The sequence below is a fragment of the Enorma burkinafasonensis genome (genome assembly GCF_902150035.1).
Taxonomy (GTDB): Bacteria; Actinomycetota; Coriobacteriia; order Coriobacteriales; family Coriobacteriaceae; genus Enorma; species Enorma burkinafasonensis.
Map to the genome: position 1 here is coordinate 1 of NZ_LR597510.1, position 14,097 is coordinate 14,097.

The 14,097-nt window shown below is 68.6% G+C and carries 11 protein-coding genes; all 11 read left to right on the plus strand.

Translation table 11 applies throughout. The features are described 5' to 3' along the window. Positions 1-259 precede the first annotated feature (259 nt). Complete coding sequence (locus FS885_RS06790) at positions 260-1,396, plus strand: AAA family ATPase (protein WP_186365807.1); 1,137 nt, start codon at positions 260-262, stop codon at positions 1,394-1,396. Positions 1,397-1,543: 147 nt separating this feature from the next. Continuing rightward, the gene (locus FS885_RS06795; protein ID WP_102372266.1) at positions 1,544-1,807 is read left to right on the plus strand and encodes an HPr family phosphocarrier protein; all 264 of its coding nucleotides are present in this window, start codon (positions 1,544-1,546) and stop codon (positions 1,805-1,807) included. Between the two features lie 126 nt (positions 1,808-1,933). Continuing rightward, positions 1,934-3,637, plus strand: a complete 1,704-nt coding sequence (gene ptsP, locus FS885_RS06800; protein WP_144744315.1) for a phosphoenolpyruvate--protein phosphotransferase — start codon at positions 1,934-1,936, stop codon at positions 3,635-3,637. Positions 3,638-3,750: 113 nt separating this feature from the next. After that, positions 3,751-4,680: a 1-phosphofructokinase family hexose kinase gene (locus tag FS885_RS06805; protein ID WP_144744316.1), complete on the plus strand. Its 930-nt coding sequence runs from the start codon at positions 3,751-3,753 to the stop codon at positions 4,678-4,680. Positions 4,681-4,870: 190 nt separating this feature from the next. Further along, on the plus strand, positions 4,871-6,328 hold the full coding sequence (locus FS885_RS06810; RefSeq protein ID WP_144744317.1) for a CCA tRNA nucleotidyltransferase: 1,458 nt from the start codon (positions 4,871-4,873) through the stop codon (positions 6,326-6,328). 169 nt (positions 6,329-6,497) lie between these two features. Next, complete coding sequence (locus FS885_RS06815) at positions 6,498-8,153, plus strand: ABC transporter substrate-binding protein (protein WP_144744318.1); 1,656 nt, start codon at positions 6,498-6,500, stop codon at positions 8,151-8,153. A 3-nt stretch (positions 8,154-8,156) separates the two neighbouring features. Beyond that, positions 8,157-9,233, plus strand: a complete 1,077-nt coding sequence (locus FS885_RS06820) for an ABC transporter permease (RefSeq protein WP_246060837.1) — start codon at positions 8,157-8,159, stop codon at positions 9,231-9,233. After that, a complete protein-coding gene (locus FS885_RS06825; protein ID WP_144744319.1) occupies positions 9,223-10,143 on the plus strand; it encodes an ABC transporter permease in 921 nt (306 codons plus the stop codon). The genes FS885_RS06820 and FS885_RS06825 overlap by 11 nt, the downstream gene beginning before the upstream one ends. Further along, complete coding sequence (locus FS885_RS06830) at positions 10,140-11,111, plus strand: ATP-binding cassette domain-containing protein (RefSeq protein WP_186365808.1); 972 nt, start codon at positions 10,140-10,142, stop codon at positions 11,109-11,111. Before FS885_RS06825 ends, FS885_RS06830 begins: the two co-directional genes overlap by 4 nt. Next, positions 11,092-11,769, plus strand: coding sequence for an ABC transporter ATP-binding protein (locus tag FS885_RS06835; RefSeq protein ID WP_144744320.1), 678 nt, complete (start codon positions 11,092-11,094; stop codon positions 11,767-11,769). The genes FS885_RS06830 and FS885_RS06835 overlap by 20 nt, the downstream gene beginning before the upstream one ends. A 663-nt stretch (positions 11,770-12,432) precedes the next feature. After that, entirely contained in the window at positions 12,433-14,094 is a 1,662-nt protein-coding gene (locus tag FS885_RS06840; protein WP_144744321.1) for a CTP synthase, read from the plus strand. Positions 14,095-14,097: the final 3 nt, after the last annotated feature.

A 14,097-nucleotide genomic window follows, 5' to 3' on the forward strand; every position in this document is an offset into this window, starting at 1 on the left:
CATCTCCACCATTCCTTCAACTGGGAAAATGCCGCCCCCGGGGCCCGGATAGGACCTCGGGGGCGTTCGGTTAACTGCGGGAGCGTGCCGTCAGCTCAATGTGTTCGGTTGGGATCGGAAATCAACCTACGAAAGCTAATCGCGAGGTTGTCTAATTACTGCGAACAATTATAATACTTTATAACGATTTATTTTCAAGAATGCGATTGGAGATGCAATGATCGATTTCCGCAACCCATATACGCCAGGTGCGGGCGTCATGCCACGGTACTTAGCCGGACGCAGTGACCTCGTCGATAGCGCCCGACAGCGCCTCCAGGCTGTTTCTGAGGGTTACCAGGCGCGATCTGTCATCTACTACGGCCTGCGCGGGGTGGGGAAGACAGTCCTTCTCAACGCGGTCGAGGAGGAGGCCGATAAACTCGAGGTCCTTTGCCGCCATATCGAGGTCAAGGAGGACGGCGATCTCACCAAAACGTTAGCGAGCGCATCGAACGCCTTCGTGGTGAGCCTGAGCGCATTCCAGGCTGCGAAGAGCTGGCTCAACAGGCTCGCATCGGTTGCCAAATCGTTCAGCGCTACTTGGAATCCTGCAGACAACACGCTATCGCTCGGTCTCAAAGACGCCGCCCTCACCACGGCGACGGCTGGAACCGGTGATCTGTCGAACGACTTGACCCAGCTGTTTGTGGAGCTCGGGAAATGCGCGCGGCAATGTGGGAAGACCATCTGCTTCTGCGTCGACGAAGTCCAGTACGCTCGCAAAGAGGAGCTGGAGGCGGTCATGACGGCCCTCCATCGCACGAGCCAGCTCAACCTCCCCATCATCTTCTTCTGTGCCGGCTTGCCGCGGATCCTCAAAGATGCGGGCGATGTCAAGTCGTATTCCGAGCGCCTCTTCGAGTTCATCGAGGTCGACTCGCTGAGCGCGAGCGCTGCCGCCGAGGCGATCGTCGAGCCGGCCAAGCCGTTCGGCGTGGCGTATGACGAGGACGCGGTCGAGCTCATCGTCCAGGAGACCGCCGGGTATCCGTATTTCATCCAGGAGATGTGCGCGACGATTTGGGAGCGCTGCGACGGGCGGCGCATCACCGCAGACAACGTCGCCGCCAACATCGAAGAGACCAACAAGAGGCTCGACAAGGGGTTCTTCCTCGTGAGGTACAACCGCTGCACGGCGCGCGAGCAGGAGTTCCTGCAGGCTATGGCATCGTGCGGCGAGCTGCCGTGCACGATCGCCAACGTCGCGAAGGCGATGGGGCGCAAGGTCACGGCCATCAGCCCCTTCCGCGGCAAGCTCATCAACAAGGGTCTCATCTACGCTACGGGAAGAGGGGAGATCGATTTCACCGTTCCGCGATTCGATGCCTTCCTCAAGCGCGTGCAGGGGATGTGACCCGTTCGGCTCGTTCAGCCCGCCCCGTGCATACCGCTCGCAAATCTTTAGTCCCAAGGGCGGCGGCATGCGTTAAACTATGAGAGTCGTTTATTGTGGCCCGGCGGGCGCCGTCCGAACCGGGACAATGCAAAAAAGGAGACAGCTATGGTTTCTGAGAAGGTCACCCTCGTCAACCCCCAGGGTCTTCACATGCGTCCTGCGGGCCTCTTCGCCTCCACCATGGGCAAGTTCGCCTGCGACGTGACCGTCGTCACCCCCGAGAAGGAGGTCAACGGCAAGAGCCCCATGGCCCTCATGGCCGCCGGCATCCCCTGCGGCACCGAGGTCGAGATCCGCTGCGACGGCGCTGACGAGGCCGACGCCCTCACCACCGCCATCGACCTCATCAAGAGCGGTCTCGGCGAGTAGACCACCTGCCATGTCTCGCATAGCGAGCATCTAAGTTTGTGTGGAGAGCGCAGGTGCCTGCATGGTGCCTGCGCTTTTCTGTTCCCGGGTATAGGGACCCGGGTTGCACGGAGAGAGGAACTGCACATGTACGAGGGAGTCAACGCATCCGAGGGCATCGGCATCGGCTCGGTCGTCCTGGCCGTCGAGCCCGATCTGTCCTTCGAGCCGCATGCGGTCGAGGATGCCGCGGCCGAGAAGGCGCGCTACCAGGCCGCGCTCGACGTCTTCTGCAAGAAGACCGAGGCCCAGGCCGAGCGCATGAAGGTCACCGTGGGTGAGAACGAGGCCGAGATCATGAGCGGCCACATCATGCTCGCTCAGGACCCCGGTCTCGTGGACGGCATCAACGCCGCCATCGACGGCGGCACCTGCGCCGAGCAGGCGCTCGTCGAGACGTCCACCATGTTCGAGAACATGTTCCTGAGCATGGACGACGAGATGTTCCGCCTGCGCGCGGCCGACATCGCCGACATCCGCACCGGCATCCTGGCCGAGCTGCTCGGCCGCGACGTGGTCGACCTGTCCGCGCTGCCCGCCGGCAGCATCATCGTGGTGCACGACCTCACCCCGTCCATGACCGCCACCATCGACAAGGAGAACGTGGCCGGCATCGTGACCGAGGTCGGCGGCCGCACCTCCCACTCCGCCATCATCGCCCGCGCGCTCGAGATCCCTGCGGTCCTCTCGGTCGCCAACGCCTGCGGCGCCCTGCACAACGGCATGACCGTCGTCGTCGACGGCATCAACGGCCACGTGCTCGCCGAGCCTGATGAGGCCACCCTCGCCGACTACCAGGCCCGCGCCGCCGCCTTCGCGGAGGAGAAGCACGCGCTCGAGGCCTTCCGCGGCAAGCCCACGGTCACGGCCGACGGCGACAAGAAGGTGCTCGCCTGCAACATCGGCAACCCCGAGGACGCCAAGGGCGCCATCGACCACGACGCCGAGGCCATCGGGCTTTTCCGCTCCGAGTTCCTGTTCATGGACGCCAAGGAGCTCCCGACCGAGGACGAGCAGTTCGAGGCCTACCGCAAGGCGGCCGTGACGCTCAAGGGCGCGCCGGTCATCATCCGCACGCTCGACGTGGGCGGCGACAAGGAGATTCCGTACCTCAAGCTCCAGAAGGAGGACAACCCCTTCATGGGCTACCGCGCCGTGCGCTACTGCCTCGACAACTCCGACGAGTACAAGGTCCAGCTCCGCGCCCTGCTGCGCGCGAGCGCCTTCGGCGACATCAAGATCATGATCCCGCTCGTCACCTGCGTCGAGGAGGTCCGCCAGGTCAAGGCGCTCGTCGAGGAGTGCAAGGAGGAGCTGCGCTGCGAGGGCCGCAAGTTCGACGAGAACATCGAGGTCGGCGTCATGATGGAGACGGCAGCCGCCGCCAACATCGCCGACCTGCTCGCCGAGGAGGCTGCGTTCTTCTCCATCGGCACCAACGACCTCACGGGCTACACCATGGCCTCCGACCGCGGCAACGACAAGGTCTCCTATCTCTACAGCTGGTACTACCCGGCGGTGCTGCGCGCCATCAAGAACATCATCACCAATGGCGTCAAGGCCGGCATCATGGTGGGTATGTGCGGCGAGGCCGCGGCCGACCCGCTGCTCACGCCGCTGCTGCTCAGCTGGGGCATGGAGGAGTTCTCGGTCTCCGCGCCGAGCATCCTGCGTACCCGCAAGACCATCTCCCAGTGGTCGAAGGCCGACGCCGACGCCCTCGAGGCCGAGGTCATGCAGCTCAAGACCGCCGAAGAGGTCAAGGCCGCGCTCCAGAAGGCCGCCCGCTAGGGGAGTGCCTCGGTAAAGGCTCCGTAAGGCCCGATGGGCCATAGCTTGCATCCGCTGCATGGCGCGACTATGCTTGCGCCATGCAGCTTCGTGCGAAAGGAAGGTGGCAGCCTATGTTCTACACCCTTACCGCCAACCCGGCCGTCGACATGACGGTCCAGTGCCCCACGCTCGTCCCCAACGAGAACGTGCGCTCGTATTCCGCCAGCTACACCGCGAACGGCAAGGGCCTCGACGTGTCCTTCGCCCTGAAGAAGTTCGGCGTCGACTCGGTCGCGCTCGGGTTCTTCGCCGGCTTCACCGGCAAGTACGTCGTCGATGAGACCATGAACATGGGGTGCCTGTGCCGCCCGGTCTGGATCGACGGCATCACGCGCATCTGCGGCTACTTCAACGATGGCGAGAACGAGTACGGCGTGCTCAACCCCGGCCCCGTGCTGACCCCGCAGGGCGAGCAGGAGCTCCTGAACATCCTGGACAACACCGGCGACCTCGAGTGCCTCGTCGTGTCCGGTTCGCTCCCGCCCAAGGCGTCGAAGGACTTCCTCGACAAGGTCGTCGACCACGCCCAGGCGCGCGGCGCCGACGTGGTGCTCGACCTCTCGAGCGACAAGCTCAAGACGCTCTGCGCCAAGCACCCGCTGCTCATCAAGCCCAACCACCACGAGATGCGCGAGATCTTCGGCGTGCAGATCGACACGGACGACGACGCCCGCCGCGCGCTCGCGCTCGCGCACGAGGCCGGCGTGCAGAACGTGCTGCTCACCATGGGCAGCCGCGGCAGCGCCTACTTCTCCAACGGCGAGGATATCTGGTATGCCAAGCGCGACTTCAACATCAAGCTCGTGTCCTCCGTCTGCGCCGGCGACTGCACCCTCGCGGCGTTCCTCTACAAGTGGTACCACGACCGCGACAACGTCGCGGACGCGCTCAAGCTCGCCATGGCGACGGGCGCGAACGTCGCCGAGAGCGTCGGTTTGGGCGACTTCGGCCATGTCGACGAGTACAGCAAGCGCGTGACTGTGCGCAAGCTCGCGCGCTAGGCCCGCGTGCGGGGCGCCCCGCGCCCGGTGGGCACAGGCGCCCCCGCGCCCCCGGTGCCTCGGCCCCATAGCCATCCCGACCGCCTCCGCGCCCGCGCGCGGGGGCGGTTCCTTGTGCCGCGCCTGGCCGCCGTCCGCGTGCGGCACGCTATACTGATGTCACCGACAGGTCCGAGAGAGGGGGCATGACATGACGAGCGATCCGCGCGATGCCGCGTCCGCGGCCGCACCGCGCGTCGGTGCCCCCGCGCTCAACGGGACCGTGCTGCCCGCGCCGGCGCTCCGCGTGCTGCGCTCGCTCGAGGCCGCGGGCCTCGAGGCCTGGGTCGTCGGCGGCTGGGTGCGCGACGCCCTGCGCGGCGCCCCGTGCCACGACGTCGACATCTGCTGCGCGGGCGCCTGGGAGGAGAACGACCGCGCGCTCGAGGCCGCGGGCATCCGCGTGATCGAGTCGGGTACGCGCTTCGGCGGCATCACCGCCGTTTGCGACGGCGAGCGCATCGAGGTCACCACGTACCGCCTCGATGGCTTCTACACCGACGGCCGCCACCCCGAGGAGGTCACGCGTGCCACCTGCGTCGAGGACGACCTGGCCCGGCGCGACTTCACCGTGAACGCCATGGCCTGGCACCCCGAGCGCGGGCTGCTCGACCGCTACGACGGCGAAGGGGACCTCGCGCACGGCGTCATCCGCGCGGTGGGGGAGCCGCGCCGGCGCTTCGAGGAGGACGCGCTCAGGATGCTGCGCGCCGTGCGGTTCGCCTGCCGGCTCGACTTCGCCATGGACCCGGCCACGGCGCGGGCGCTGGCCGACTGCGCGCCGCTGCTCGACGCCGTCGCCCGCGAGCGCGTGGGCTGGGAGCTCGACGGCATCCTCGCCACCGGGCACGGCGGCGACGCCCTCATCCGCTACCCCGAGCTCATGTGCGCGGCGATCCCCGAGCTCGCGGCCTGCCGCGGCTTCGACCAGCACAGCCGCTACCATGCCTTTGACGTCTACGATCACATCGCGCGCGTGCTCACGGTCGCCGGCGAGCTCGCCCGGGCGCGCATCGACGGGGGGGACCCCGACCGCCCGCCCTCGGCATCGCTCATGTGGGCGGCGCTTCTGCACGACATCGCCAAGCCCGAGTGCTTCACCTTGGACGACCGGGGCAACGGGCACTTCTACGGCCACCCCGAACGGGGCGCGCGCACGGCCGAGGCCATCATGCGCCGCCTCTCCTGCTCGACGGAGCTCACGCGCGACGCCTGCCTCATCATCCGCCACCACGACCGGCCGCTCCGCACCGAGCGCACCGACCTGCTGCGTCTGCTCGGCCTCTTCGCGGGCGAGGGGCTCAATACCGTGCGGCTCGTGAACGAGCTCTTCGACATCAAGCGCGCCGACACGCTCGGCAAGGCACCGTTCTGCTTCTACTACGTGGACGAGATCGAGCGCATGCGCGAGATGGTGCGCGAGCTTCTCGCCAACCACGAGGCGTACAGCCTGCAGACGCTCGCGCTCGGCGGGCGCGACCTCATAGCCGCCGGCGTGAAGCCGGGCCCGCGCATCGGGGTCCTGCTCCAGCGCGCGCTCGACGGCGTGGTCGACGGCGTGGTGGCGAACGACCGCGCCGAGCTGCTCGCGTTCTTGAGGCTCGACTAAGGCCGCGGGCGCCGTTTCTCGCGGCGGGCCGGCGCCGGGCCCCATCCGCCCGCTTCCCGCATCCGATGCCGACCGGTCTATGCTAAGATGGTCACGGTAACACGAATGGTTACTTTCGTAACACTTATGATGACGGGGCATGCGCCCCGTTTCCATGAAAGGACGCGCCATGGCCGCTTTCGACGGGAATCGCACGACCGGGCTCACGCGCCGCGGGTTCGTCTCGCTTGCGGGGGCGGCGGCGCTCGCGGCGGCGGGCACGCAGGCCGCCTGTTCGGGGGACGACGCCGGCGCGGATGCCGGTTCCGCCGCCGGGGACGCTGCCGTGCAGGTCATCGTCGCGATGAACACGGGCAGCGAGCCCGCGGCGGGCTTCGACCCGCTCATCGCATGGGGCTGCGGCGAGCACGTGCACGAGCCCCTCATCCAGTCCACCCTCATCACCACCGACGAGAACCTGGAGTTCGTCTGCGACCTCGCCACGGAGTACGGCTGCTCAGAGGACGGCCTCACCTGGACCTTCGCCCTGCGCGACGATGCGGCCTTCAGCGACGGCGAGCCGCTCACCGCCTCTGACGTGGCGTTCACGGTGAACTCGATCGTCGCGAGCGACGTCGCGGAGGCGGACCTCTCCATGGTGGACGAGGCGGTGGCCACGGGCGAGTACACGGTCGAGCTCCACCTCAACAAGCCGTACAACGCGCTGCTCTACACGCTCGCGGTGCTCGGCATCGTGCCCGAACACGCCTATGGGGAGGGCTACGGCCAAAACCCCATCGGCTCCGGCCGCTACCTGCTCGAGCGCTGGGACCGCGGCCAGCAGGCGATCTTTCGCGCCAACCCGGGCTACTACGGCGAGGCGCCCCTCATGGAGCGTGTGGTCGTGGTGTTCATGGACGAGGACGCCGCGCTCGCCGCGGTCGCCGCGGGCGAGGTCGACATCGCCTACACCTACGCCACGCACGCGAGCCAGAGCTTCGAGGGCTACGAGCTCGTGTCGTACGCGACGGTCGACTCGCGCGGCATCTCGCTGCCGACCCTTCCTGCCGGCGGGACCAAGACGGTCGAGGGCGACATGGCGTACCCCACCGGCAACGACGTCACCTGCGACATCGCCGTGCGCCGCGCCATCAACCAGGGCATCGACCGCGAGCAGGTGATCGAGCACGTGCTTTCGGGCTATGGCAAGGTCGCCTACAGCGTGGGCGACGACATGCCGTGGTCGAGCGAGGACATGCAGGTCGCCTACGATCCCGATGCCGCCCGCGCCCTCCTCGACGAGGCGGGCTGGGCGCCGGGGGAGGACGGCATCCGCGTGCGCGACGGCGTGCGCGCCGCCTTCGACATCTGGTACGCGTCGGACGACTCCGTGCGCCAGGCCATGGCGAACGAGCTCGCCTCCCAGCTCGCGGAGCTGGGCATCGAGGCGAGCCCGCGCGGCGGCAGCTGGGACGAGATCTACCCCAACCAGTACGCCCAGCCGGTGCTCTGGGGTTGGGGCTCCAACTCGCCCATCGAGGTCTACGCCTTGAACTACTCCACGGGCTGGGGCAACTACGCCTGCTACGAGAGCGCCGCCATCGACGCGCACCTCGACGAGGCGCTCGCGCAGCCCGAGGTCGAGGAGTCCTATGGGCATTGGCGGCTCGCCGCGTGGGACGGGGCGGACGGCTTCGCCCCCAAGGGCGCGGCCACCTGGGCCTGGATCGCCAACGTCGACCACCTCTACTTCAAGCGCGCGGGACTCTCCGTCGCGGAGCAGAAGCCCCATCCGCACGGGCACGGCTGGTCGCTCGTGAACAACGTCGACCGTTGGAGCTGGTAGCCGGTGCCTGTCAGGGATCCCCATGCTACGGGGCGCGCGGGCGCGTCCCCTGACGGCCGCGGCGCGCGCCGCGCCGGCGGGCAGGATGCCCCGCGCCGCCTGCCCTTCGCGGTGCGCCTCGCCGCGCGCTTCGCCCTGCTCATGCTCGCTGTGAGCTTCGTCACGTTCTGGCTGGTGGGCAACTCGCCCATCGACCCCGTCCAGGCGAACGTGGGCCAGGTCGCCTACGCCACGATGTCGCCCGAGCGCCGCGCGCAGCTCGCCGAGCGCTGGGACGCGGGCACCCCGGTGCTCGAGCGCTACGCGGCGTGGCTCGCCGATGCCGTCCGCGGCGACCTGGGCGAGAGCCTGCGCTACAACGAGCCGGTCGTCGCCGTGGTGGCGGAGCGCTTCACGAGCTCCGTGGTGCTGCTCGCCGCGAGCTGGCTTGTCGCCGGACTGCTCGGCACCGCGCTCGGCGTCGCCTCCGGCGCGCGGCCGGGAAGCCTGCTCGATCGCGCGGTGCGCGGCTACTGCTACCTGCTTTCGGCCACGCCCACGTTCTGGCTGGCCCTGGTCGCGCTCATGGTCTTCTCCGTCTACCTGGGCTGGTTCCCCCTGGGCTTTTCGGTCCCCATCGGGTCTTCCGGCGCGGTCCCGCTCGCCGTGCGCCTGCACCACATCGTGTTGCCGGCGCTCGTGCTCTCGCTCACCGGCGTCGCCAACGTGGCGCTCCACACCCGCGAGAAGACCCGCGAGGTCATGGCGAGCGACTACGTGCGCTTCGCGCGCTCGCGCGGGGAGTCGGCGCGCTCCATCGTGCTGCGGCACGGCGTGCGCAACCTCATCATCCCGGCGCTCACGCTCCAGTGCGCGCAGATCAGCGAGATCTTCGGCGGCTCGATCCTGGTGGAGCAGGTCTTCTCGTATCCCGGGCTGGGACAGGCCGCGGTGACGGCGGGCCTCGGCGGCGACGCGCCGCTGCTGGTCGGGCTCGCGCTCGCCTCGGCCGCCCTCGTGTTCGCGGGAAACGCGCTCGCGAACGCCCTCTACGGCGCGGTCGACCCGCGCCTCAAGGGGGAGGTGGCCCATGTCGAGTGACGCGCGCGCGGACGTGCCCGCAACCACGGCACCGATGCCGGACGCCGCCCCGGGCGCCCGCACCGTGTTCCACGTACCGGCCGCATCGGGCCGCCTGAGCGGCAGGCGGGCGCTTCTGCTCATGTTCGCCGCCGTCGCCGCCGCGCTCGCGGCGATCGCCGTCGCAGGCGCCCTCTCGCAGGACCGCGCCGCGGCGGTGGACTTCGCCGCGCGCAACCTCGCCCCCAGCTCCGCGCACCCCTTCGGGACGGATTGGATGGGCCGCGACATGCTCGCGCGCACGCTCGCGGGGCTCTCGACCTCGATCGGGGTGGGGCTGCTCGCAGCCGCGGCATCCTCGGTCATCGCGCTCGCGCTCGAGACCGCGGCGGCGCTCGGCGGCCCGCGCGTCGACGCCGCGGTCGAGTGGCTCATCGACCTCGTGATGGGCATCCCGCACCTGGTGTTGCTCATCCTCATCAGCTACGCGCTCGGGCGCGGCACGGCGGGCGTGCTCGTGGGCATCGCCGTCACGCACTGGCCGAGCCTCGCGCGCGTCCTGCGCGCCGAGATCCTCCAGGTGCGCGCGCAGCCGTTCTTCGCCTGCTCGACGGCGCTCGGCGTCTCGCGCGCGCGGCTGGTGGCGGCGCACGTCATCCCCCATGTGCTGCCGCAGTACCTGGTGGGGCTCGTGCTCCTCTTCCCGCACGCGGTCCTGCACGAGGCGTCCATCACCTTCCTGGGCTTCGGCCTCCCGCCCGAGCAGCCCGCGATCGGCGTGATCCTCTCGGAGGCCATGGGCTACCTCACGACCGGCGCCTGGTGGCTCGCGGTGTTCCCCGGCTTGGCGCTGCTCGCGTGCGTGCTGCTCTTCGACCGCGCCGGAGCGCTCTTGCGCCGCCTCGTCGATCCCGAGGGGGCGCAGGCATGATGCGCGATCGCCTCGAGCCGGAGACGGCTTCGCCGGAGGCGCCCGCAGCCGCGCACCGCGACACCGAGCTGCACCACCACCATACCCATGCGGACGGCTCGCGCCATGCGGCCGGGCACCATCTGCTCACGGTCGAGCACCTGGGCGTGTCCTTCACCATGTACGACCCCGCCGCCCCCTTCTTCTCCGCGAAGAAGGTCGAGCTGCCCGTCATCCGCGACCTCTCGGTCTCGGTGCACGAGGGCGAGGTCCTCGCCGTGGTGGGCGCGAGCGGCTCGGGAAAGACGCTTCTTGCCGACGCTATCCTGGGGCTCTATGAGCCGAACGCCCGCGTGGAGGGCTCGATCTTCTTCGATGGGCGGCGTGTCGGCGCCCACGACCTGGCGCGTCTGCGCGGACACGGGATCTCGCTCGTGCCGCAGAGCGTGACGCACCTGGACCCGCTCATGAGGGTGGGGGAACAGGTCGTCGGGGCCTGCTCGGGAGCGCGGCGCCGCGAGCGCGCGGAGCGCATGCGGGAGCTCTTCGCACGCTACGGTCTTGCGCCCGAGGTCGAGCGGCTCTACCCGCATGAGCTCTCGGGCGGCATGGCCCGCCGCGTGCTCCTCATGTGCGCACTCATGGACGAGCCCCGCCTCATCGTGGCGGATGAGCCCACGCCCGGGCTCGACCTCGAGCTCGCGGTGCGCGCCCTCGACGACCTCAGGACCTTCGCGCGCTCGGGCGGCGGCGTGCTGCTCATCACGCACGACCTCGAGCTCGCGCTCACCGTGGCCGACCGCGTCGCGGTCTTCAAGGACGGCACCGTGGTGGAGGAGACCTCGTGCGCGAGCTTCGCGGCGCCGGAGCTGCTGCGCCACCCGTTCTCGCGGGCGCTCTGGCATGCGATGCCGGAACACGATTTCGCCGCCGGCGCAGACGCGGGCGCGGACGATGGGAGGTGCCCCGATGGGCCTCGTCGCCGATAGCATCTCGTTTTCCTATCCGAGCGGCCGCTCGGTGCTGGATGGCCTGTCGCTCATGGTCGAGCCGGGCGAGTGCGTCGCCCTCGCGGCGCCCTCGGGCACGGGCAAGACCACACTCTGCCGTCTGCTCGCCGGGTACCTCCGTCCGCAGGCCGGTACGGTCACCGTCGACGGCGCGCCCCTTCTCGCACGTGGCGGCCTCTTCCGCCACCCGCCTGCGTCTCCGCGTCCGGTCCAGCTGATCTGGCAGCACCCCGAGCAGGCGTTCGACCCGCTCGCGCGCCTCGACGTGAGCGTTTCGGAAGGGCTCCCTCATACGACCGGGAACGACTCGCCCGCGCTCCGCCGCCCCGAGCTCGACCGAATCCGCTCGACAGGTCTTCTCGAGCGGTTTGGCGTGCGCGAGGCGTGGCTCGACCGCTTCCCGCACGAGCTCTCGGGCGGCGAGCTCATGAGGCTCTGCGTCGTGCGCGCGCTGCTCGCCCGGCCACGCTACCTCATCTGCGACGAGATGACGGCCATGCTCGATGCCGTCACGCAGGCCTCGCTCTGGCGCGAGGTGCTCGCGCTCGCCGATGAGCGCGCGATGGGCCTCGTCATCGTGTCGCACAGCCCCGCGCTCGTGCGGCGCATCGCGACGCGCACCGTGCGCCTCGGGTAGACGGCTCTCAGGGTGCTCGGGCCGCCGTTCCGACATTCGATCGTCTTGGCGGTGGTTGTTTTCGGAACGGTAGGGTAGCGCTTTGCGTCAGGAACCGTTTATCTGGGCTTTCGTCGCAAGGGAATCGCGGTGTACCGGCTGTTTTCCGATCTACCCACCGCCAAGACGGCCGAGTTGGGAAACCGAGGGGAAAGCCGGTGTTGACGCGCGATCCGTCGCCCCGTGTCGTCCTGCATCGGGGCGTCGTCTCGCTTGAGGCGCGCCCCACATCGATTTTTATATATCTAATTTAAAAAACCCATGTCCACAGGCCGGCAACCGGCGTCTTCGGCGGCAGCCGGGGAAGTTCAGACAAGAATACTGTGGGTTACTCGTGCGAGGCGGGTGTCACGGGGCATTGCCAGACGGCTATCCAGCTGTTTTCTCGATGGGGAACGGGTGTGGCGGGGGCTTGCCGCGAATGACCCACAGTATTCCTGCTTGAACATCACGCTGGCCGGATCGGAATGGCGTCCGCACGCCCCATGCCTTTCCAAGCGCCGCCCCTACCGTTTCCGTTGCGTGAATTCGCCGGGCTCGACCGCGCCGGCGCGGTGCCCGAGTGATACCATGAAGGCCCGTAAAGACCACAGGTTCTGATACGGGAAGCGCAGGTACAACATAATGACCAAGCATATCTTCGTGACCGGCGGCGTCGTCTCGTCCCTCGGCAAGGGCATCACCGCGGCCTCGCTCGGCAGGCTCCTCAAGAGCCGCGGCTACAAGGTGACCATGCAGAAGGCCGACCCGTATCTCAACGTCGACCCGGGCACCATGAGCCCGTTCCAGCACGGCGAGGTGTTCGTGACGGAGGACGGCTACGAGAGCGACCTCGACCTCGGCCATTACGAGCGCTTCATCGACGAGAACCTCACGCGCGACTCGAACTTCACCACCGGCGCCATCTACAAGAACCTGATCGCGCGCGAGCGTCGCGGCGACTTTTTGGGCGGCACCGTCCAGGTGATCCCGCACGTGACGAACGCCATCAAGGACAAGTTCCGCCGCATCGAGGAGCAGACGGGCTCCGACGTCGTGATTACCGAGCTCGGCGGCACCATCGGCGACATCGAGAGCCAGGCGTTCCTCGAGGCGATCCGTCAGTACCGCAAGGACGCCGGGGCCGAGAACGTCTGCTTCATCCACGTGTCGCTCGTGCCCTACATCGCCGCGGCGCACGAGGTCAAGACCAAGCCCACGCAGCACTCGGTGAAGGAGCTCCGCAGCTTCGGCATCCAGCCCGACATCATCGTCCTGCGCAGCGATCACGAGATCGACGACGCCATCCGTGCGAAGATCGCGAGCTTCTGCGACGTGGATGTGGACTGCGTCTTCACGAACGAGGACTGCGCGAGCATCTACGACGTGCCGCGCATGCTCGCCGACCAGGACTTCGACCTGCGTGTCTGCGAGCGCCTTGGGCTCGAGCCGCATGAGCGCGACATGGCGGACTGGTACCGCTTCCTCGAGAAGAAGGACCACGCCAACCATCATGCCGACGCGGTGAAGGTGGCCGTGGTGGGCAAGTACACCCAGCTGCCCGACGCCTACCTCTCGGTCATCGAGGCTATCCGGCACGCGGGCATCGCGTTCGACCGCCACATCGACGTCCAGCTCATCGACGGCGAGGCGCTCACCTGGGAGGCCTGCGACGAGGTGCTCGGCGACGCGGCGGGCATCGTGGTGCCGGGCGGCTTCGGCGTGCGCGGCCTCGAGGGCAAGATCTGCGCGGCGCGCTACGCCCGCGAGCACAAGATCCCCTATCTCGGCCTCTGCCTGGGCATGCAGGTCGCGGTCTGCGAGTTCGCGCGCCACGTGGCCGGCCTCGCCGACGCCGACTCCACCGAGTTCGAGCCCGAGTGCCCGCATCCGGTCATCGACCTCATGAGCGCCCAGGAGGACGTGACCGAGAAGGGCGGCACCATGCGCCTCGGCGCCTACCCCTGCAAGCTCGCCGCGGGCTCGCTCGCGCGCGAGGCGTACGGCGAGGAGCTCGTCTACGAGCGCCATCGCCACCGCTACGAGTTCAACAACGCGTTCCGCGACGAGCTCGAGCGCGCCGGCCTCGTGATCTCGGGGCTCTCGCCGGATGAGTCGCTCGTCGAGATGGTCGAGCTGCCGGCGGACGTGCACCCCTGGTTCGTGGCCACGCAGGCGCACCCCGAGTTCAAGAGCCGTCCCACCAAGCCGGCGCCGCTCTTCCGCGAGTTCACCCGTGCCGCCATCGGCCGCCACGAGGGCGTCGACCGCCTCGAGGTCACGCCCAGGAATTCCGCCGAGGGCTAGGGC

What these genes read in the sequence shown, in the direction of transcription:
- FS885_RS06790 (WP_186365807.1), top strand. Translation starts at nt 260, where the DNA reads ATGCCACGGTACTTAGCCGGACGCAGTGACCTCGTCGATAGCGCCCGA.
- FS885_RS06840 (WP_144744321.1), top strand. Translation starts at nt 12,433, where the DNA reads ATGACCAAGCATATCTTCGTGACCGGCGGCGTCGTCTCGTCCCTCGGC.
- FS885_RS06815 (WP_144744318.1), top strand. Translation starts at nt 6,498, where the DNA reads ATGGCCGCTTTCGACGGGAATCGCACGACCGGGCTCACGCGCCGCGGG.
- FS885_RS06805 (WP_144744316.1), top strand. Translation starts at nt 3,751, where the DNA reads ATGTTCTACACCCTTACCGCCAACCCGGCCGTCGACATGACGGTCCAG.
- FS885_RS06835 (WP_144744320.1), top strand. Translation starts at nt 11,092, where the DNA reads ATGGGCCTCGTCGCCGATAGCATCTCGTTTTCCTATCCGAGCGGCCGC.
- ptsP (WP_144744315.1), top strand. Translation starts at nt 1,934, where the DNA reads ATGTACGAGGGAGTCAACGCATCCGAGGGCATCGGCATCGGCTCGGTC.
- FS885_RS06830 (WP_186365808.1), top strand. Translation starts at nt 10,140, where the DNA reads ATGATGCGCGATCGCCTCGAGCCGGAGACGGCTTCGCCGGAGGCGCCC.
- FS885_RS06795 (WP_102372266.1), top strand. Translation starts at nt 1,544, where the DNA reads ATGGTTTCTGAGAAGGTCACCCTCGTCAACCCCCAGGGTCTTCACATG.
- FS885_RS06825 (WP_144744319.1), top strand. Translation starts at nt 9,223, where the DNA reads ATGTCGAGTGACGCGCGCGCGGACGTGCCCGCAACCACGGCACCGATG.
- FS885_RS06810 (WP_144744317.1), top strand. Translation starts at nt 4,871, where the DNA reads ATGACGAGCGATCCGCGCGATGCCGCGTCCGCGGCCGCACCGCGCGTC.